General features: G+C 46.4%; 14 protein-coding genes and 3 pseudogenes. 10 read left to right on the top strand and 7 right to left on the bottom strand.

All coding sequences use genetic code 11. The features are described 5' to 3' along the window. Window positions 1–151: 151 nt before the first annotated feature. The 5 genes and pseudogenes from ACQY26_RS01675 to ACQY26_RS01655 form a co-directional block, all read right to left on the bottom strand. Window positions 152–397 (bottom strand): annotated as a pseudogene (locus tag ACQY26_RS01675) (sugar ABC transporter permease); the annotation flags it as partial. A 67-nt stretch (window positions 398–464) separates the two neighbouring features. Further along, window positions 465–2584: pseudogene (locus tag ACQY26_RS01670) on the bottom strand (DEAD/DEAH box helicase family protein); the annotation flags it as partial. A gap of 140 nt (window positions 2585–2724) precedes the next feature. After that, window positions 2725–3111, bottom strand: coding sequence for a glycerophosphodiester phosphodiesterase (locus tag ACQY26_RS01665; protein ID WP_428047346.1), 387 nt, complete (start codon window positions 3109–3111; stop codon window positions 2725–2727). 2 nt (window positions 3112–3113) lie between these two features. Then, window positions 3114–3926 carry a PHP domain-containing protein gene (locus ACQY26_RS01660; protein WP_428047345.1) on the bottom strand — a complete coding sequence of 271 codons (813 nt, stop codon included), beginning with the start codon at window positions 3924–3926 and terminating at the stop codon, window positions 3114–3116. Continuing rightward, entirely contained in the window at window positions 3926–4150 is a 225-nt protein-coding gene (locus ACQY26_RS01655; protein WP_428047344.1) for a NifU family protein, read from the bottom strand. Before ACQY26_RS01655 ends, ACQY26_RS01660 begins: the two co-directional genes overlap by 1 nt. Window positions 4151–4326: 176 nt before the next feature. Here ACQY26_RS01655 and ACQY26_RS01650 point away from each other — a divergent pair, with 176 nt between their 5' ends. The 9 genes from ACQY26_RS01650 (at window position 4327) to ACQY26_RS01610 (ending at window position 14969) form a co-directional block, all read left to right on the top strand. Continuing rightward, window positions 4327–4791, top strand: a complete 465-nt coding sequence (locus tag ACQY26_RS01650) for an SH3 domain-containing protein (protein ID WP_428047343.1) — start codon at window positions 4327–4329, stop codon at window positions 4789–4791. A gap of 111 nt (window positions 4792–4902) precedes the next feature. Further along, entirely contained in the window at window positions 4903–5370 is a 468-nt protein-coding gene (locus tag ACQY26_RS01645; protein ID WP_428047342.1) for a hypothetical protein, read from the top strand. Window positions 5371–5477: 107 nt separating this feature from the next. After that, entirely contained in the window at window positions 5478–6338 is an 861-nt protein-coding gene (nifU, locus tag ACQY26_RS01640) for a Fe-S cluster assembly protein NifU (RefSeq protein ID WP_428047341.1), read from the top strand. Next, a complete protein-coding gene (gene nifS / locus ACQY26_RS01635; RefSeq protein WP_428047340.1) occupies window positions 6335–7513 on the top strand; it encodes a cysteine desulfurase NifS in 1179 nt (392 codons plus the stop codon). The genes nifU and nifS overlap by 4 nt, the downstream gene beginning before the upstream one ends. 29 nt (window positions 7514–7542) lie before the next feature. After that, entirely contained in the window at window positions 7543–10128 is a 2586-nt protein-coding gene (gene secA, locus ACQY26_RS01630; RefSeq protein WP_428047339.1) for a preprotein translocase subunit SecA, read from the top strand. Beyond that, window positions 10113–12083 carry an apolipoprotein N-acyltransferase gene (gene lnt, locus ACQY26_RS01625; RefSeq protein ID WP_428047338.1) on the top strand — a complete coding sequence of 657 codons (1971 nt, stop codon included), beginning with the start codon at window positions 10113–10115 and terminating at the stop codon, window positions 12081–12083. The genes secA and lnt overlap by 16 nt, the downstream gene beginning before the upstream one ends. Beyond that, window positions 12073–13182, top strand: a complete 1110-nt coding sequence (gene prfB / locus ACQY26_RS01620) for a peptide chain release factor 2 (RefSeq protein ID WP_428047337.1) — start codon at window positions 12073–12075, stop codon at window positions 13180–13182. The genes lnt and prfB overlap by 11 nt, the downstream gene beginning before the upstream one ends. Next, window positions 13182–14267 (top strand): radical SAM family heme chaperone HemW, encoded by a 1086-nt coding sequence (gene hemW / locus ACQY26_RS01615; RefSeq protein WP_428047336.1) that lies wholly within the window; start codon window positions 13182–13184, stop codon window positions 14265–14267. The genes prfB and hemW overlap by 1 nt, the downstream gene beginning before the upstream one ends. Then, complete coding sequence (locus ACQY26_RS01610; protein ID WP_428047335.1) at window positions 14268–14969, top strand: coenzyme F420-0:L-glutamate ligase; 702 nt, start codon at window positions 14268–14270, stop codon at window positions 14967–14969. A 1-nt stretch (window position 14970) separates the two neighbouring features. On the opposite strand, the gene coaD is transcribed toward ACQY26_RS01610, so the two are convergent. After that, window positions 14971–15453: a pantetheine-phosphate adenylyltransferase gene (coaD, locus tag ACQY26_RS01605; protein ID WP_428047334.1), complete on the bottom strand. Its 483-nt coding sequence runs from the start codon at window positions 15451–15453 to the stop codon at window positions 14971–14973. Between the two features lie 33 nt (window positions 15454–15486). Here coaD and ACQY26_RS01600 point away from each other — a divergent pair, with 33 nt between their 5' ends. Next, complete coding sequence (locus tag ACQY26_RS01600) at window positions 15487–16599, top strand: deoxyguanosinetriphosphate triphosphohydrolase family protein (RefSeq protein ID WP_428047333.1); 1113 nt, start codon at window positions 15487–15489, stop codon at window positions 16597–16599. Window positions 16600–16697: 98 nt separating this feature from the next. Here ACQY26_RS01600 and ACQY26_RS01595 read toward each other — a convergent pair. Next, a pseudogene (locus tag ACQY26_RS01595) lies at window positions 16698–17128 on the bottom strand (hypothetical protein); the annotation flags it as partial.

Raw genomic sequence — 17128 nt, 5'->3', positions numbered from 1 at the left:
CAGGCGATGGAAAACAGCGAAACAATCACATACGTCACGCCGCGGATGATGCGGTCGGACATGTCCATCTTGATTTTCTTGGGATGGTTCAAAATAACCGGAGCCTGATGCTCAGCAACTTTGGACATAACAGCTTCTCCTTTCTCTCAGATTAGAACAGGGCGTAATCGGGATCCAGCTTCTTGGCAAACGCGTTGGCAGCGATGACGATGAAGAAGCCGACCACGCTCTGGAACAGGCCCACCGCGCTGGACTGCGCAAAGTTGAAGCTGTTCATCATGGAGCGGTAGACATAGGTTTCGATGATGTCGGTGGTCTTGAAGAGCATGGAGTTGTTGCCGACCAGGTTGTAGAACAGGCCGAAGTTGCCCTTGAGGATGCCGCCGATGGCGAACAGGCCGGTTTTGAAGAACTCAAAAAACAGTACAACTCCTCCTCATCAAAAGGTGCACCCGGCGGCATGCGAGGTCCGGGCAGAGGCGTGTTCCTCTTCCAATCATCTGCCAGAATTTGGTTTTGGAGCGGACTTTTTTGAAGAAGACGAGGTTGACGACTTCCGGTACGTCAACGCCGGTGTCCATCATGTCAACAGAGACGGCGATGTGCGGGTTTTTTTCCGGCTGTTTGAAGTCGGCAATCAGGGTTTTTGCGTAGTTGTCTTCGTGTATGATTCTACGTGCAAGGAGGCCTTTGTACTGCGGGTAGAGTTTGTCGAAGCGTTCGGTGATGAACTGGGCATGGATTTTGTTCTGGGCGAAGATGATGGTTTTTCCAATTCTGTCTCCGCCGGCGGTTTTGATGCCGTTTTCCATTAAGTCGTTTAGGACGATGTCGACGGTGTTCTGGTTGAAGATGAAGCGGTTGAGGGGATGAATTCTGCTCCTTCGAAGTCTTCGGTGAAGTCTTCTTCGAAGCGTTCTTTGTCTTCTTCTGAAAGGTCGTCATAGTAGATTCCTTCTTCGAGGAACTGGGTTTTTACTTCGATGTTGTGGTAGGGGACGAGGTAGCGGTCTTTGTAGACGGCGGTTTCGTAGTCGTATGCAAAGGTCGGGACGTCCGGTTCGGTTTCGAAGAAGTCGTAGGTGTTTCTATCGATTTCGTCTTTGGGTGTTGCGGTGAGGCCAAGGAGGCAGGCGTCGAAGTAGTCGAAGATTGCCCGGTATTTTTTGAAGATGCTTCGGTGTGCTTCGTCCAGGATTATGAGGTCGAAGTGTGCAGGGCTGAAGCGGGATTTGCCGTTTTCTATTTTGTCGATGGTGTTGAGGATGGTGGGGTAGGTGGAGAAGATGATTCTGGCGGAGGTGTCTTTTTTGTTTTTGAGGAGGTTGCAGCGGGAGATGTCTTTTAGGTTGTTTTCGAATGCTTCTTCTGCCTGGTCGACTAAGGGGGTTCGGTCTGCTAAGAAGAGGACGTTTAGGATGTGGCCTCCGCGGGAGAGGACGTCGACGAGGCTTACAGCGGTTCGGGTTTTTCCGGTTCCCGTGGCCATGACGAGAAGGCTTTTTCTGATGCCGTTTTGGAAGTTGTCGCAGACGGCGCGGATGGCTTCTTTCTGGTAGTAGCGGTTGGTGATTTTGTCGTCTACCGGGATTGTCCGCAGGTCTTTTTTGTTTTCTCTCCGGTCGATGAGCCGCCGTATGTCGTATTCGGAGAAGATGGTGCGGACCTGTCTTGGGGGTGCTGCCAGGTCGTCCCAGAAGTAGGTTTCGAATCCGTTGGTGTAGAACATGACGGGCCGTCTGCCGTATTTTCTTTCGAGGCTGTCGGCGTAGAGTTTGCACTGCTGTTTTCCGATGTTTGGGTCTTTGCAGGTGTTCTTTGCTTCGACGACTGCAAGGGGTTTTCCGTCTTTTCCGAAGAGTACGTAGTCGGCGAATCCGGATTGTCCGTCAATGCCGGCCATGGTGTCCACTTCGAATTCGTTAAACCAGTTCTTTTCAAATTCCCAGCCCTGGTATTTGAGGTCGACGTCGATGTATTTTTTGCGGGTTTCGAATTCTGAGGTGTCGAGTCTGGGGATTGTGCGGGTTTTGGTGTTTTCTTTTTTGCGGGTTTCGTATTCTTCGGCTAAGGCTCGTATCTGGTTTTGGAGGGTTTCGATTTCGCTTTCTTTCTGCCGGATTGTCCGGGTGTGGGTGGTGAGGATGTCGGGGCTGATTCCTTTGGGGATGTCTTTTTCGCTGAAGGTTCTTCTGGTGTAGGTTTCTCCATATACGCAGTCTATCCACTGGATGAAGTGGAATAGTGCGGAGAGGGAGTTTACGGCGTCGGTTCTTGAGATTTGTTTTTCGGTGTGGACGGCGATGTTTCCGAGTTTGATGATGTAGGGGAGTACCTGCCAGGTGTCGCGGTCGACAGCGAAGCGGAAGCTTGGTTCGTGGATGAGTGACTGGATGTTGTCGCGGTAGGGGGTGCTGAGGGTTTTGTCTGCAGCATATACCCATTTGACGGCAAGTTCCAGGGCTTTGCGGGAGGCGGCGGCAGACATGGAAGGGGAGAGTTCCAGGAGGTTTTCTGCGTCGACGGCTGCGGCTGCGAAGAGGTTGTATCGGGGGTTTTCAGTGAGGAAGTGGAAGTTGCTCATGTTTCCGGCGGGTTGTTTATAGGTATGTCTCTTTTGTGTCCGAGAGGTATTAAGTGTTGCCTTCTTATGGAGGGAAAGTGACCGCTGCGATATATTTATAATTTCACATTACTAATAATTAATTATTAGTAATTGGAGATTTACAATATGACTGAGGAAAAGAAGCAGGAGGTGTCACAGACGTTTTTTGCGGAGTTTAAAAAATCAATAAGCTGCTTTTCTATCCCGGGGTAAAGGTTGCCGTCGTTTTTAATTTCAAGATTGATTTTGACGGAATAATCTTCGGCGGCGGAAAAAAGTTCTTCTATGGAAGGTATTTCAAATTTGCAAAGTTCGGAGAAAGAAGTATCTTTTATATTTTGTCCGCCCGGTAAGGCGTAATCGTGATAAAGAACCAAAACGCCGTCTTTGGAACGCTGTACGTCCGTTTCCATATGCTTTGCGCCCATGGCGAAAGCTTCTTTAAAGGCTTTTACGGTGTTTTCTTTGAAATACGCGCTTGCTCCGCGGTGGGCTATAACTATCATATTTATAATCCGAAAGCTTTTTTAAGATTATCGAAAGTTTCCTGCGGGATATCAAAACCGGGAGTGGCGCAGCGTCCGCTTTTTGTACCGTGGAAGTCTGAACCCGCGCTTATCAAAAGATTGTATTTTGCGGCTATGGACAGCAAATCCTGCCTTGTTTGGAAGGAATGCGCCGGATAGTAAATTTCTATGCCGCTGAGCCCCGCATTCGCCCATGCGGGAAAGTTCCAATGGTCCTTTACTATGCCCGGGTGCGCTATAAAGGCAAGCCCGCCGGCCTGACGAATGATTTTTATGGTTTCTTCTACGGAAGCGCCCCTCGGCGCGGCGTAGCCCGGTTTGCCTTGTATAAGGTATTTCCTGAAAGCTTCCTGCCTTGTCGGAACCAGCCTTTTGTTTTTTAAGGCGTCGGCCACATGCGCGCGGGAAGCCACGGTTTTTACCAAACAGAAAACATCCCGCTCTTCAATATTAATCCCGGCGTCGCGCAGCTGTTTTATAATTCCTTTTACCCTTTCATTGCGCTGGCTTCTGTTAAATTCCAAAAACTCCTGCAGAAGTTTATTTTCGGGGTCAACGTTGAAGCCTAAAAAATGCAGATGATCGTGTTCTTTGGTGCTTATTTCCACGCCGTTTACGTAAAGGATGCCGGCCTCCGCGGCTTTTTGCGCGGCTTCTTTATTGGCCGAAAGAGTATCGTGGTCCGTTACGGACATCAGCCTTACGCCGGCCCTTTTGTAATAATAAACGACTTCAGACGGGCTGTTCGTCCCGTCTGAATGTCTTGTATGGGCGTGAAGATCTGTCAGAGGCATTATATTTTTTCTACGGAAGTTATTTGGGGAATTGCTTCTTTTAAATATCTTTCAATGCCGTTTTTAAGCGTCATCGTGGCCATGGGGCAGGATCCGCAGGCGCCTTTAAGTTTTACGGTTACTACGCCGGTGCCTTCGTTAAAATCCACAAATTCAACGTCGCCGCCGTCAGCCTGTAAAGCGGGGCGCACTTTTTGAAGTAAAGCGATAATTTGTTCTTTCATACAAAATCTCCCGAAATATATTATTCAATTAATGATATCATTTTTATATAATAGATATGAAGCCCGCCCGCTTCAAGCCCTAAAATCTGGGCGTGCGGAATTGTTGATAAGACGCAAAAATATGATATACTGTTTCCAGCGGGTAATTTTATAGATTAAACGGAGTTTTTAATAATATGAAGAACATAACCAAAATTTCTGCGGCTTTCATAGCCTTGTTTTTAGGCGTAAACGCCTTTGCCGCGGCGGAATACGCCAGCGTCGGCGTACAGGAAGGAAACATAAGATCCTGCGCCAGCGCAAAATGCAAAATAGCTTTTAAAGTGTGGAAGTATACCCCGCTTAAAATGCTCAGCGTAAGCAAAGACAAAAATTGGGTGGAAGTAAAAGACTTTCAGGGTTTTAAAGGCTGGATCAACAAAAACCTGCTTTCCGAAACGCCGGGCCTTTCCGCCAAAAGCGACGCGAATATAAGGGTTTCCCCCAGCAGCGATGCGGAAGTGGCTTGGATAGTACAGGAAGGCTACCCCCTCAAATTTATTAAAAAGCAAGGCAAATGGCTGCAGGTTGAAGGCACCGACGGCGTAAAAGGCTGGATACATTCTTCCGTCGTATGGGGCTTTTTAGAGTACAAAAAATAGTTTTTGTTTAAAAAGCGGAACCTTAAACGTTCCGCTTTTTTTATGCCGTAAAAGGGAAAAACGGGGATGGCTCTGTTTAAAAAGGAAAAATAAAGGTATAATTATATTGATATGAAATATATTTTAATTATATTCACCTTTTTGGTGCTCACTTTCGGCGGGTATATGATAAAATCCACTAAAGCCGATGAGGGGTTTAATCTCGCCGGGCGCGTTGACGTGGCCGAAAGGCTGCGCAAGCCGGCCCAGGCAGATAACGTCGCTTGCTCGATAGTGGTAAAAAACGAAGCGGACGTGCCTATAGCTATTAAAAGGATTATAAATCCCAAATTCCCTATGGATTTTAACATCGGGAAAGAAGATTTGCTTATAGACGACGTCGAAGGCAATATCAAGCTTGAAGTTCAAATAAATTCGCACGGTAATTTGGGCGTATTGAAAAGCGGGGATATCTTCGGGCAGAGTAATCAGATGTATTCCTCGGGGCGCAAAGATATCGTGCTGGTGGCCGATAAAATGATGGGCAAACCCACTTTAGGTTCAAACAGGGGCAACTTCTTTAGAACCGCGGCCCGGTAAACTGTTTTTAAGAGAATAAAAAGCCCTCGCTTCAAGCGGGGGCTTTTGCGTCAGTTTATGACGGTGTTTTATAGTATAATATACGTAACGGATTTGGAGATATTTTTATGTGGGATTATACAGAAAAAGTGATGGATCACTTTAAAAATCCGCGCAATGTCGGGGAAATTCAAAATGCGGACGGAACCGGCCAGGTGGGCAGTTTGGTCTGCGGCGATGCTTTAAAACTTACTATAAAAGTAAACAAAGAAACGGAAGTTATAGAAGATATTAAATTCCAGACTTTCGGCTGCGCAAGCGCAATAGCGTCCTCTTCAATTTTGACGGAAATGGCGAAAGGCAAAACGCTTGAAGAAGCCCTTAAAATAACCAACAGAGATATAGCCGACGCCTTGGGCAGTCTGCCCGACGAAAAAATGCATTGCTCCGTAATGGGCATGGAAGCTTTGGAGGCGGCCGTAAGGTCTTACCGGCAAGGCGGCGAGCCCGTTATTTTTGAGCAGGAACCAGGGACAAACATCGTCTGCCAATGCTTTAACGTAAGCGAGCAGGCCATTATCCAAGCCATACACAATAATAATCTTAAAACGGTGGAAGACGTAACGCATTTTACCAAAGCCGGCGGAGCCTGCGGCAAATGCAAAGGGGAGATTCAAAAGATACTAAATAAAGTCCTTTCCTGCGAAATTCTTTCCGCTCCCAAAGAGGAGAAAACCAAGACTTATGCCGATATGACAATAGTCGAAAAAATCAAAGCCGTGGAAGAAGTTTTAAGCAACGATATCAAACCGAAGCTTAATTTGGACGGCGGCAGCGTGGAACTGACCGACATCAGCGGGAACGTGATTACGGTTAAACTGCTTGGCATGTGCGGCGGCTGTATGAATGCTGCGGCCACTTTAAAAGGCTTTGTGGAAAAGACTCTTCGCGAAAAACTTTCTGCCGATATAGAGGTAAAACAGGCATGAAAGTAATTTATTTCGATAACAACGCCACCACTATGGTTTTGCCGGAAGTTTTTAACGCCATGGCTCCTTATTTTACGGAGAATTACGGCAACGCCAGCAGTATGCATCACTTCGGCGGGCTTAACAATAAAGCTATAGAAAACGCACGCAGAAATGTGGCCGCTCTTCTAAACGCCATGCCTGCGGAGGTTATTTTTACTTCAGGCGGAACCGAAGCTGACAGCAGCGCGATATATTCCGCTCTGCGGGTTTACCCGGCAAAAAAACATATTATAACTTCCGCGGTGGAACATCCCGCCGTTTTGGAAGTGTTTAAAAAACTTGCCAAAGAAGGCTACAATGTTGATTTTATCGGCGTAGACGCCGACGGCCGTTTTAATATGGAGCAGTATAAAGCCGTTTTGAATGAAGATACCGCTTTGGTATCCGTAATGTGGGCCAACAGCGAAACGGGAACGATTTTCCCGGTAAAGGAAATAGCCGCTTTGGCGCATAAAGCCGGCGCGCTTTTCCATACCGACGCCGTACAGGCCGTGGGGAAAATTCCTACGGACGTTAAAGATGTTGACGCGGATATGCTTTCTTGCTCTTCCCACAAAATACACGGGCCTAAGGGCGTGGGTGCGCTTTACGTCAAACAAGGCGTAAGATTTTTGCCTTTTATGGTTGGCGGACATCAGGAAAAATCCAGAAGAGCGGGTACAGAAAACGTGCCGGCTTTGGTCGGATTCGGCGAAGCCGCCAAAATCGCCAAAGAAACTTTATGGAAATACGAAGCGCAAGTGGCCACGTTAAGAGATAAACTTGAAAACGCTCTGCTTGCCGCAATACCCGATTGCAAAGTCAACGGAGATAAATTAAGCCGTCTTCCCAATACAAGCAATATAAGCTTTGGTTATGTGGAAGGCGAATCCATACTCATGATGCTTGACGAGCATAATATTTGCGCGTCTTCCGGCTCCGCGTGCACTTCCGGCTCTTTGGAGCCTTCCCACGTTTTGATGGCTATGGGCGTTCCGTTTCAGTTTGCTCACGGGTCCATAAGGTTTTCCTTAAGCAAATTCAATACGGAAGAAGAGGTGGATACCGTCGTAAAAGTTCTTCCTCCCATTATTAAAAGGCTTAGGGAAATATCCCCGTTCCACGGGCAGAAAATCGCCTGCCCCGCGCGCTGAAAAGCGAAATTTTATTTTAAAGAGGATATATGCTTACTTATATAGTTGATAAATTAATCGGTACGAAAAGCGAAAGACAATTAAAAAAATATTATCCGGCGGTAGCTAAAATTAACGAGCTGGAAAAAATTTTCTCCCCTTTAACTGACGCCCAGCTGAAAGAAAAAACGGCCGAATTTAAAGAACGTCTTGGCAAAGGCGAAACTTTGGATGATATCCTCCCCGAAGCTTTCGCTTTGGTAAGAGAAGCGGCAAAAAGGGTTTTGGGCCTTAGGCATTATGACGTACAGCTTTTGGGCGGCATGGTTTTGCATAACGGCAAAATCGCGGAAATGCGCACCGGCGAAGGTAAAACTTTGGTGGCGACATTGCCTTCTTACCTTAACGCTTTGACGGGCAAAGGCGTGCACGTCGTTACCGTAAACGATTATTTGGCCAAACGCGACAGACAATGGATGGGCCCCGTACATGAATTTTTGGGCTTAAGCGTAGGCTATATCAGCCATGATATGGATAATGCCGAACGCCGCGAAATGTATTTAAAAGATATAACTTATGTAACTAATAACGAGCTCGGTTTTGATTATCTGCGCGATAATATGGTTGTGCGCGCGGGGGACAGAGTACAGCGCAAACTCAATTATTGTATAGTGGACGAAGTGGACTCCATTCTTATCGACGAGGCCAGAACCCCGCTTATTATTTCCGGCCCGTCAGACCAAAAAACCGATAAATACTATATAGTAAACAGGATGATACCTTCCCTTAAAATCCGCAAAATTACGGAAAAGGACGAAGTTAACGCCAAATACGCCGGGGAAGATCTTTCCAAAGGTTATGACGCTTTAATCGACGAAAAGAACCACACCGTTACGCTTACGGACGAAGGCGTCGCCAAAGCCGAAAAAATGCTGGGCGTGCCCAATTTGTATAACGATGTCGAATCCGAATGGGTGCACCACATTAACCAGGCTTTAAGGGCGCATCATCTGTATGAGAAAGACGTCCATTACGTAATTAAAGACGGGGAAGTTATTATCGTTGACGAATTTACCGGCCGTCTTATGCCGGGCAGACGCTGGTCCGACGGGCTTCACCAAGCTGTGGAAGCCAAAGAGCATTTGCCGATAAAAGAAGAAAACCAAACTTTGGCGACTATTACATTCCAGAACTTCTTTAAACTTTACAATAAGCTTTCCGGCATGACGGGTACGGCGATGACGGAAGCCAATGAGTTTTGGACTATTTATAAATTGGACGTAGTCGAAATACCTTCCAACAAACCTTGTTTAAGGAAGGACGACCCCGACATAATTTATAAAACCGAACGCGAAAAATTCAACGCCGTTATTGAAGACGTCGAACAGCTTTGGCGCAAAGGTTCGCCGGTGCTGGTGGGTACGCGCTCAATAGAAAAGTCGGAAAAGCTTTCGGAACTTTTAAGAAAGCGCGGCATTCCCCATAAAGTTTTAAACGCCAAATATCACGAAATGGAAGCCCAGATAATCAGCCAGGCCGGACGCAAAGGCGCGGTAACGATAGCCACCAACATGGCGGGGCGCGGCACCGATATAGTTTTGGGCGGCAATCCCTGCGACAAAGAAGAACAGGAATACGTGGCCGAGCACGGCGGGCTTACCGTAATAGGCACGGAACGCCACGAAAGCAGACGTATTGACAATCAGCTTCGCGGACGCTGCGCAAGGCAGGGCGATAAAGGCTCCAGCAGGTTTTACGTCGCTTTGGATGACGAACTTATGCGCCTTTTCGGCAGCGAGCGTATAGCTTCGGTAATGACGACTTTGGGCATGAAAGACGGTGAAAGCATTAAATCCCGCATAATTTCCAAACAGATAGAAGGCGCCCAAAGGCGCGTTGAGGGGCATAACTTCGACATAAGAAAACACCTTTTGGATTATGATAAAGTAATGAATCAGCAAAGGACGGCCGTCTATAATTTAAGGAACGCCATTTTGGACGGAGCCAGCTTCAGCGAGCGCATCAATCAAATGATTGAAGAAACCGCGGAAGAGCTGTTCTATCAATTCTTTAACCATCATCATCCGAAGCAGTCCGATTTTTCCGGCTTGAACGCCGTATTTAAAAGACGCTTCACTTTGGATTTGGACTTGTCCGCGGAAAACACTCTCGGCAAGAACGATAAAGCCGTTTTGGAAGACATAATCTCCAAAATCAAAGAAGTTTACACCCAAAGGGCAAATTACTTCCTTGAGCAGGGCATTTTGTTTGACGAAATTGAACGTATGCTCCTTTTACAGCTTTTGGATCAAAGCTGGAAACAGCACCTTTACGAGCTGGACCAGCTTCAAAAAAGCGTCGGGCTCAGGGCTTACGGGCAGAAAGACCCTCTTATTGAATATCAAAAAGAATCTTTTAACCTCTATCAGAACATGATGACGAGGGTGAGAGATTTATTTGTTGATTATATTTTCCGCTTGCAGCTGCCTCCGCAAAGAAGACAGCCGGTTGTAAGGCAAGCGGCGGCCGAAGAACAAAACGGCGCGACGCCCGCGCAGGAACAGCACAAAATCGGCAGGAACGATTTATGCCCCTGCGGCAGCGGCAAAAAATATAAAAAATGTTGCGGAAAATAAACTTTAAATCTCTAACGGAAAAAGCAAAAGGCCTTTTCAAAAAAGGCGGAGCCGGCAAAGGGACTGATGCCGCCGCTTCATCTTCCGCTTCGGCAAAACGGGCGGAAGCGGTCGGCGTTAAAAGCCCGGCTGCTCCGGCGCAAACCGGCCGGCCGGCGGATACCGTCGCCGGTATGATACCCAAAGAAGACATATACGGCGCACCGCCGACGAATAGTTCCCTTAAGGTAAAAGAGGAAGATTTTTTTGTCGGCAATACTCCCGATTTTTTAAAACCGATATCGGAAGAAGACATCGAAGATATAGACTTAAAACCTTTGGGCGAGGATCACCCGGTCATAATTAAAGCCGATAAAAAGATACTCATTTTCCAGTTGGTCAGAGATTTGTTTTCCGGCATTGTTGTGGCGTTTTGCGCCGTAGCCTGCGGCCTTTTGCTTGCCGAAAGCTATATAACCAAAGCCGCGCCGGTTTACGCATGGCTGGCTTTCATTCCTTTTACCATAGCGATTTTTAATATAAGAAGCGCGTTTTTCAGCCTTATATTCGGCTGGCTTTCGGGCGGAATATTTTACTTTGTAACGCTTAATTGGATTTCGCTGACGGTTATGGAAGGAACCGGCAATCACGGGCTGGCTATGACCGCGCTTACCGCGCTTTCGGCAGTGCTTGCTTTGCAGTTTGCCTTGTTCGCTTTCGGCTCGTATTATCTTAAAAGGATTCCTTTTGCCTGGCCTTTTGCGGCGGCCTGCCTCTGGGTGGGTTTGGAGATAGTGCATCAGCTTATAGCCTTAAAGTTTATGGCTTTCCCTTGGTTTGTGCTTGGCTATACTCAGTTTAATTTTATTTATCTTATACAAATAAGTTCTTACACCGGCGTTTACGGGGTAAGTTTCATGGTTGCGTTTACCTCTTTGGTTTGCGGATATTTGGTTTTGAAAATGCCCCGCGTCCTTAAAGTGTTTTACTTTACTTTGGCCTTCTGCCTTATGCTGTTTGTTTTGAGTTTTGGCCATAAAGTTATAAAAGAACAGCTTAATTATCTTCAGGCTTCACCCCATACTTTGCGCGTGGCTTTAATGCAGCCTTATACTCATAAACTGCATATTGAGGGCCGCAGCGAAGACGTGGTTTACACCATAGCGGGCCAGTTGGAGGCTTTAAAAGATAAGAAGGCTTCTTTCATTATTTGGCCGGAAAGTTCTTTGCCCGGCGATTTGCTTCAAAACGAGTATGCGGACTATATTCAAGAGCAAAGCGCGGAGCTTAAAGCCTGGCAGCTGTTCGGCGGCACGGAAGAAGACGGCGATAAACAATATGTTGCGGCCGTTTTGGTAAACGAAACGGGCGTAACCGACGATTACAAAAAGACCAAACTTGTGCCGTTTGGCGAATTTTTGCCCTTTAAGTTTTTACTCGGCGGTTTTTACGAAAACAACGGGATAACAGCCCTGACGGGCGTTTTTACCCCCGGTTCGGAACCGGGCAAAACGCTTAAAATTATAGTGCCGGCGCAGGGCAAGATTAAGAAGGAAGAATACACCTTCGGTACGGAAATTTGTTTTGAGTCCATTTTCCCTTCCGTATATAGGGCTCAGGCCGAAAACGGCGCGGAGTTCTTCGTCAATATTTCAAATGACGGGTGGTTTTTGGAAAGCGCGGCCCCTTATCAGCATTTAAGGGCAAATGTCTTCAGAGCGGTGGAAAACCGCCGCCCGCTGCTGCGTTCCACCAATACGGGCATTTCGGCGTGGATAGACAGCCTGGGCAAAATCCGTTTTGAAACGGGCCTTAACAGGCAGGAAAGTTCCGTTTTCAACTTTGTTTTTAAAGACAGAGATACAAAAACTTTCTACACTTTGCACGGGGATGTCTTCGCCTACGGCTGTTTGGCTTTTGCGGCGGCTTTGGTAATTTTCGGCATGGTGTTTTTGAGCGTAAGAAATGAGTATTGAAACTAAAGATTTACAGCAGCTTTCGGCCGATATAGCGCAAAGGCTTGATAAACTTTTTGAGATCCAACACATAACGAAAAAGCGGGATATTCTTAAAGAAAAGGAAGCCCTTAGCGCCGCGCCTGATTTTTGGAATGACGCGGACAAAGCCAAAGCCGTTTCCAAAGAAATAGACGCGCTTAAAACCGATATAGAAGCTTACTCCGCCATGCGCGCGCGTTTGGAAGACGCGGAAACTTTGCTTGCTTTGGCGGTGGAAATGTCGGACGAAAGCGAACTGACCAATGTAGAAAACGCGCTTAAAGCTTTGGACGAAACTTTAAAATCGGCGGAGTTTAAAACCAAGCTTTCCCGCCCGGAAGACAAATTAAACGCCATAGTCAGCATACACGCCGGCGCGGGCGGAACGGAATCCTGCGACTGGGCCGATATGCTTTTAAGAATGTATACCCGCTGGGCCGAACAGCATAACTTCAAAGTTCACATAACAGATATTTTGCCCGGGGAAGAGGCCGGCGTCAAAAACGTAACTTTGTTTATAGAAGGCTCTTACGCATACGGTTTTTTGAAGAGCGAAAACGGCGTGCACAGGCTTGTAAGGATTTCCCCTTTCGACGCCAACAGCCGCAGGCATACTTCTTTCGCGTCGCTGGACATTCTGCCGGATATTGAAGACGAAATCAATATAGAAATTTTGGATAAAGATATAGAAGTAACCACCTGCCGCAGCGGCGGCGCGGGCGGGCAGAACGTCAATAAGGTGGAAACGGCGGTACGTATTCTGCATAAGCCTACCGGGATAGTGGTAGCCTGTCAGGTTGAGCGTTCCCAGCTGCAAAATAAAACGCGCGCCATGAAAATGCTTAAAGCCAAACTCTATGAAATGGAGCTTGATAAAAAACGCTCGGAAATGGAACGCCATTACAGCGAAAAGGGCGATATCGCTTGGGGCCATCAGATACGTTCTTACGTATTTATGCCCTATCAGCTTGTAAAGGATTTAAGGACGGGTTATGAAACTTCCAATATCCAAGGCGTTATGGACGGAGATTTGGACGCTTTCATGCAGGCTTATCTTGATTATAAAGCCGGTGCTTAATGCGTGGCCTTTACATACATATTCCATTTTGCGTCAGCAAATGTTTTTACTGTGATTTTGCCTCCTATCCCGGCAAAACCGCTTTGATAGCCCCTTACCTTAAAGCTTTAACCAAAGAAGCCGGCTTTTATAAACTTAAAACGAAACCGGGGACGGTTTACGTCGGCGGAGGTACGCCAAGCTTCTTAAATGAAGAACAAATTAAAATTTTGCTTGATTTTATCAACGCAAATTACGGCGGCGGTTTTAAAGAATTTACTTTTGAATGCAATCCCGAAAGTTTAAACGAAGACAAACTTAAAATTTTAAAAGAAGGCGGCGTTAACAGGCTTAGTTTGGGCCTTCAAAGTTTTAATGACAAAGAACTTAAACTGATAGGCCGCGCGCATGACGCAGCCTCTTTCCTTAAAGTTTACCGGCTGGCCGTTAAATATTTTGATAATATCAATATCGATTTGATAGCCGCTTTGCCGGGGCAGACTAAAGACAGTTTTTTAACCGGGCTTAAAGAGGTTTTGGCTTTAAAGCCTAAACACATTTCCCTTTACGGCTTACAGGTTGAGGAAGGCACGCCGCTTTTTCGCCAAGGATATTCTTACAACGACGCTTTTTATGTGGATTTGTTGGAAAGCGCGTATCAAATTTTAACTTCGCACGGATTTGGGCAGTATGAAATTTCCAATTACGCTAAGCCGGGGCGGGAGAGTATGCACAATATAAATTATTGGCTCGGCGGAGAATATTTGGGCTTGGGCGCGGCCGCCGGCGGTTATCTGGGCGGGGAAAGATACGGCAATATTACGGGTATTGAGGAATATATTTCTGCCGTAAACAAAGGGGAAAAACCGCTTGCTTTTAAAGAAACGCTTTGCGGAAAAGCAAAAATCGGGGAGAGAATAATGACGGCTTTCAGATACTTAAAAGGTTTTAAACCCGATTTGCAAATGCTAGAATATTTCGGCGAGGATTTTAAAACGCTGCTTAAATCCGGCCTTATAGAGAATGACGGAGAAAATTTAAAACTTTCCGCCAAGGGCAAATATTTTGCCAATCAGGTGTTCAGCCGTTTCGTGGAGCCATTTTAAATGCGTATAAAAGCTTATAAAACGGGTGTTTTTAAAGAAAACGGGGATTTACCCGCCTTCATAAAAAAATATCTGCCTTCGCTTAAAGAGGGCAGTATTATTGCCGTTTCCTCCAAAGTGGCGGGCCTGTGGGAGGGCCGCACCGCGGATTTGGCGCTTAAAGAAAAAATTATAAAAGAAAGCAGCGATTTCTATTTGGAAACTTCGCTTTGTTATTTTACGGTAAAAAACGGTATGGTTATGACTAACGCCGGCGTGGACGAAAGCAATATAAAAGGCAGGCTTTCGCTTCTGCCGGAAGATCCTTACAAAACCGCCGCGCGCCTGAGGGCCGCTCTTAAAGAAATTTATAAAGTAAAAAAGCTCGGCGTAATTTTAACCGACAGCATGATACTGCCTTTAAGGGCCGGGGTGATTTCCGCCGCGGTGGGCTACGCCGGATTTAAAGGCGTAAAGGATTACAGAGGAAAGGGCGATATATTCGGCCGGAAGCTTAAAATGACGCTGGTCGACGCGGCGGATACTTTGGCCGCCTGCGCCGGCTTTATGATGGGCGAAGGCCGGGAGAAAAAACCTTTCGCCGTCATTGAGGACGCGCCGGTAAGATTTGTTTCCAAACAAAAAAAAGGGGAAATAACTTATCCCCTTAAAGATGATCTTTATTATCCGTTTTTTAAGCCTTTTTTTAAACGCGGCAAATAAATCACTTTTTATATTTTTCCACAAGTTCTTTTTCCACGGAAGGGGGTACGCAGTTTTTAAGCCGCCCGCCCAGGGAGTAAGCTTCCCTCACCATGGAAGAAGTCAGATAAGTGTATTTTGCGCTCGGCATTAAGAAGACGGTTTCCATTTCCCCGTTAAGTTCGCGGTTGGTGTTGGCCAGGATAAATTCGTATTCCAAATCCGTCAAAGCGCGCAGGCCGCGTATGGCTACTTTGGCTTTTTTAAGCTTCATATAATCTGCCAAAAGACCGTCGAAAAAATCCACTTTTACGTTTTTTAATTCTTGCGTATTTTCTTTTAAATGTTTTAAACGTTCCTCCACGCTGAACACGGGGCGTTTGTTTTTGTTGACGAGCACGGCCACGATAACTTCGTCAAAAATGTCTGCGGCGCGGCGGATGATATCAAGATGTCCGTTGGTCACCGGGTCAAAAGTTCCGGGGTATACGGCAATGTTTTTCATAAAATACCTCTCTAACTTTATTATAATAATTCTATGAATAAAAATCCTTTTCCAGATTCCGTTTATTTAAAAAGAACTTATCCGGCCGAGCCGGATTTCAGAGGGGAATACTTCCGCGATCAAACCAAAATTATACATTCCCAGCCTTTTAGGCGGCTTAAGAGCAAGACGCAGGTTTTCGCCGCGCCCGGCAATGACCATATTTGCACGCGCATAGAGCACGTCTTGCATGTGGCGACGATAGCCGTTTCTATCTGCAAAGGGTTAAATCAAACCGGCAACTGGAAACTGGATGAAGAACTGGCCTATTCCATAGGTCTTGCGCACGATTTGGGCCATGCGCCTTTCGGTCATGAGGGCGAAAGAGCCATAGCGCGCAAAATCGCCCCCGCAAATTTTATGCATGAACTAAACGGCTACCGCGTTGTGGAACATCTTACCTGCTACGGGCGCGGGCTTAACCTTACTTACGCGGTTAAGGACGGGATTATCTGCCACTGCGGAGAGGATTTCAACAACAACGCTTTAAAGCCGGGCCCGGTTCCCAATGATTTGGAAGCGATAAAAGACCGCCGCCATTTGCCTTCCACTTATGAGGGCTGCGTCGTGCGGCTTTCCGATAAAATAGCCTATTTGGGCCGCGATATTGAAGACGCCGTCCGCGCCAAAATAATAACTTACGCCGACGTTCCTTCAATAATAAAAAAAGAGCTTGGGGAAAACAACGGCGAAATTATAAACACTCTTGTTCTTGATTTGACGCATAATTCCGCCGATAAGGACAGTATTGGCTTTTCCCAAGAAAAGTTTGAAATTATGGGCGAACTTAAAAAGTTTAACTATAAACATATTTACAATCATTCGTCCGTCGCCAAACAAAAAGACGTGCTTACTTACTCGGTTGGCAAACTGTTTGATTATTACGAAGAACTTTTTGAAAAATACGCTTTCGGGAAAGGTTACGCCGACGAGCAGAAACAAGCCGCAAAGAGTTTTGGCCATTATTTGGAGTCAATGCGGCACGTTTACGAGGGCAAAGCAGGGGCCAAAGTCATCGTTACGGATTACATAGCCGGCATGACGGATTTTTACGCTCAGGAATGTATTAAAGAGGCTTTGGGCATTAACCTCAATTTCAGTTTTTAACGGCATTTTAACGGCGGATTTTATAAACGCGGTACCGGATTGTGCCATCATAATGCCTAAGCGCGCAAACCGGCCTCTTCTCAGCGTTAAGAATTTTATTAACTTCTGCCGAATTTGCGCGATACTTCTTTCATTTCCAAGGTAATTAAAGTGGGCCTGCCGTGTGGACAATGTAAAGCGTCTTTGCACTTTTTCATATTGTTCAGCAGGGCTTCGGCTTGCACTTTTTCCAGCTTTTCCCCGGCTTTTATGGATTTCTTGCACGCCATGGTTGATATCAGGTGATATTTAAGTTTGTTGTCCGATTTCGCCGGGTCGCCTATTACGTCGGAGAGGGAAACTATAAAATCTTTTATGCTTTCCTCTTTAAATTTAAGCAGGTTCGGTACGGCGTTAATGCTCAGCGTGTTTGTGGAAAATCTTGAAATCTCAAAACCCGTCTGCGCCAAAACCTCGCTCCAGGCGAGGACGGCTTCAAGTTTGCTGGCCGGCAGCTGTACGCTTACCGGGAACATCAAAGGCTGTATTT

It is taken from the genome of Candidatus Proelusimicrobium excrementi, assembly GCF_937881865.1.
Classification (GTDB): Bacteria; Elusimicrobiota; Elusimicrobia; order Elusimicrobiales; family Elusimicrobiaceae; genus Proelusimicrobium; species Proelusimicrobium excrementi.
The sequence above is the reverse complement of the archived record's forward strand: the minus strand, read 5'-3'. Positions and strand labels throughout refer to the sequence as shown.

Coding starts and splice junctions, on each gene's coding strand:
- secA (WP_428047339.1), top strand. CDS start 7,543: ATGCTTACTTATATAGTTGATAAATTAATCGGTACGAAAAGCGAAAGA.
- ACQY26_RS01650 (WP_428047343.1), top strand. CDS start 4,327: ATGAAGAACATAACCAAAATTTCTGCGGCTTTCATAGCCTTGTTTTTA.
- ACQY26_RS01645 (WP_428047342.1), top strand. CDS start 4,903: ATGAAATATATTTTAATTATATTCACCTTTTTGGTGCTCACTTTCGGC.
- lnt (WP_428047338.1), top strand. CDS start 10,113: ATGTTGCGGAAAATAAACTTTAAATCTCTAACGGAAAAAGCAAAAGGC.
- ACQY26_RS01600 (WP_428047333.1), top strand. CDS start 15,487: ATGAATAAAAATCCTTTTCCAGATTCCGTTTATTTAAAAAGAACTTAT.
- ACQY26_RS01665 (WP_428047346.1), bottom strand. CDS start 3,111: ATGATAGTTATAGCCCACCGCGGAGCAAGCGCGTATTTCAAAGAAAAC.
- ACQY26_RS01660 (WP_428047345.1), bottom strand. CDS start 3,926: ATGCCTCTGACAGATCTTCACGCCCATACAAGACATTCAGACGGGACG.
- coaD (WP_428047334.1), bottom strand. CDS start 15,453: ATGAAAAACATTGCCGTATACCCCGGAACTTTTGACCCGGTGACCAAC.
- nifU (WP_428047341.1), top strand. CDS start 5,478: ATGTGGGATTATACAGAAAAAGTGATGGATCACTTTAAAAATCCGCGC.
- prfB (WP_428047337.1), top strand. CDS start 12,073: ATGAGTATTGAAACTAAAGATTTACAGCAGCTTTCGGCCGATATAGCG.
- ACQY26_RS01655 (WP_428047344.1), bottom strand. CDS start 4,150: ATGAAAGAACAAATTATCGCTTTACTTCAAAAAGTGCGCCCCGCTTTA.
- hemW (WP_428047336.1), top strand. CDS start 13,182: ATGCGTGGCCTTTACATACATATTCCATTTTGCGTCAGCAAATGTTTT.
- ACQY26_RS01610 (WP_428047335.1), top strand. CDS start 14,268: ATGCGTATAAAAGCTTATAAAACGGGTGTTTTTAAAGAAAACGGGGAT.
- nifS (WP_428047340.1), top strand. CDS start 6,335: ATGAAAGTAATTTATTTCGATAACAACGCCACCACTATGGTTTTGCCG.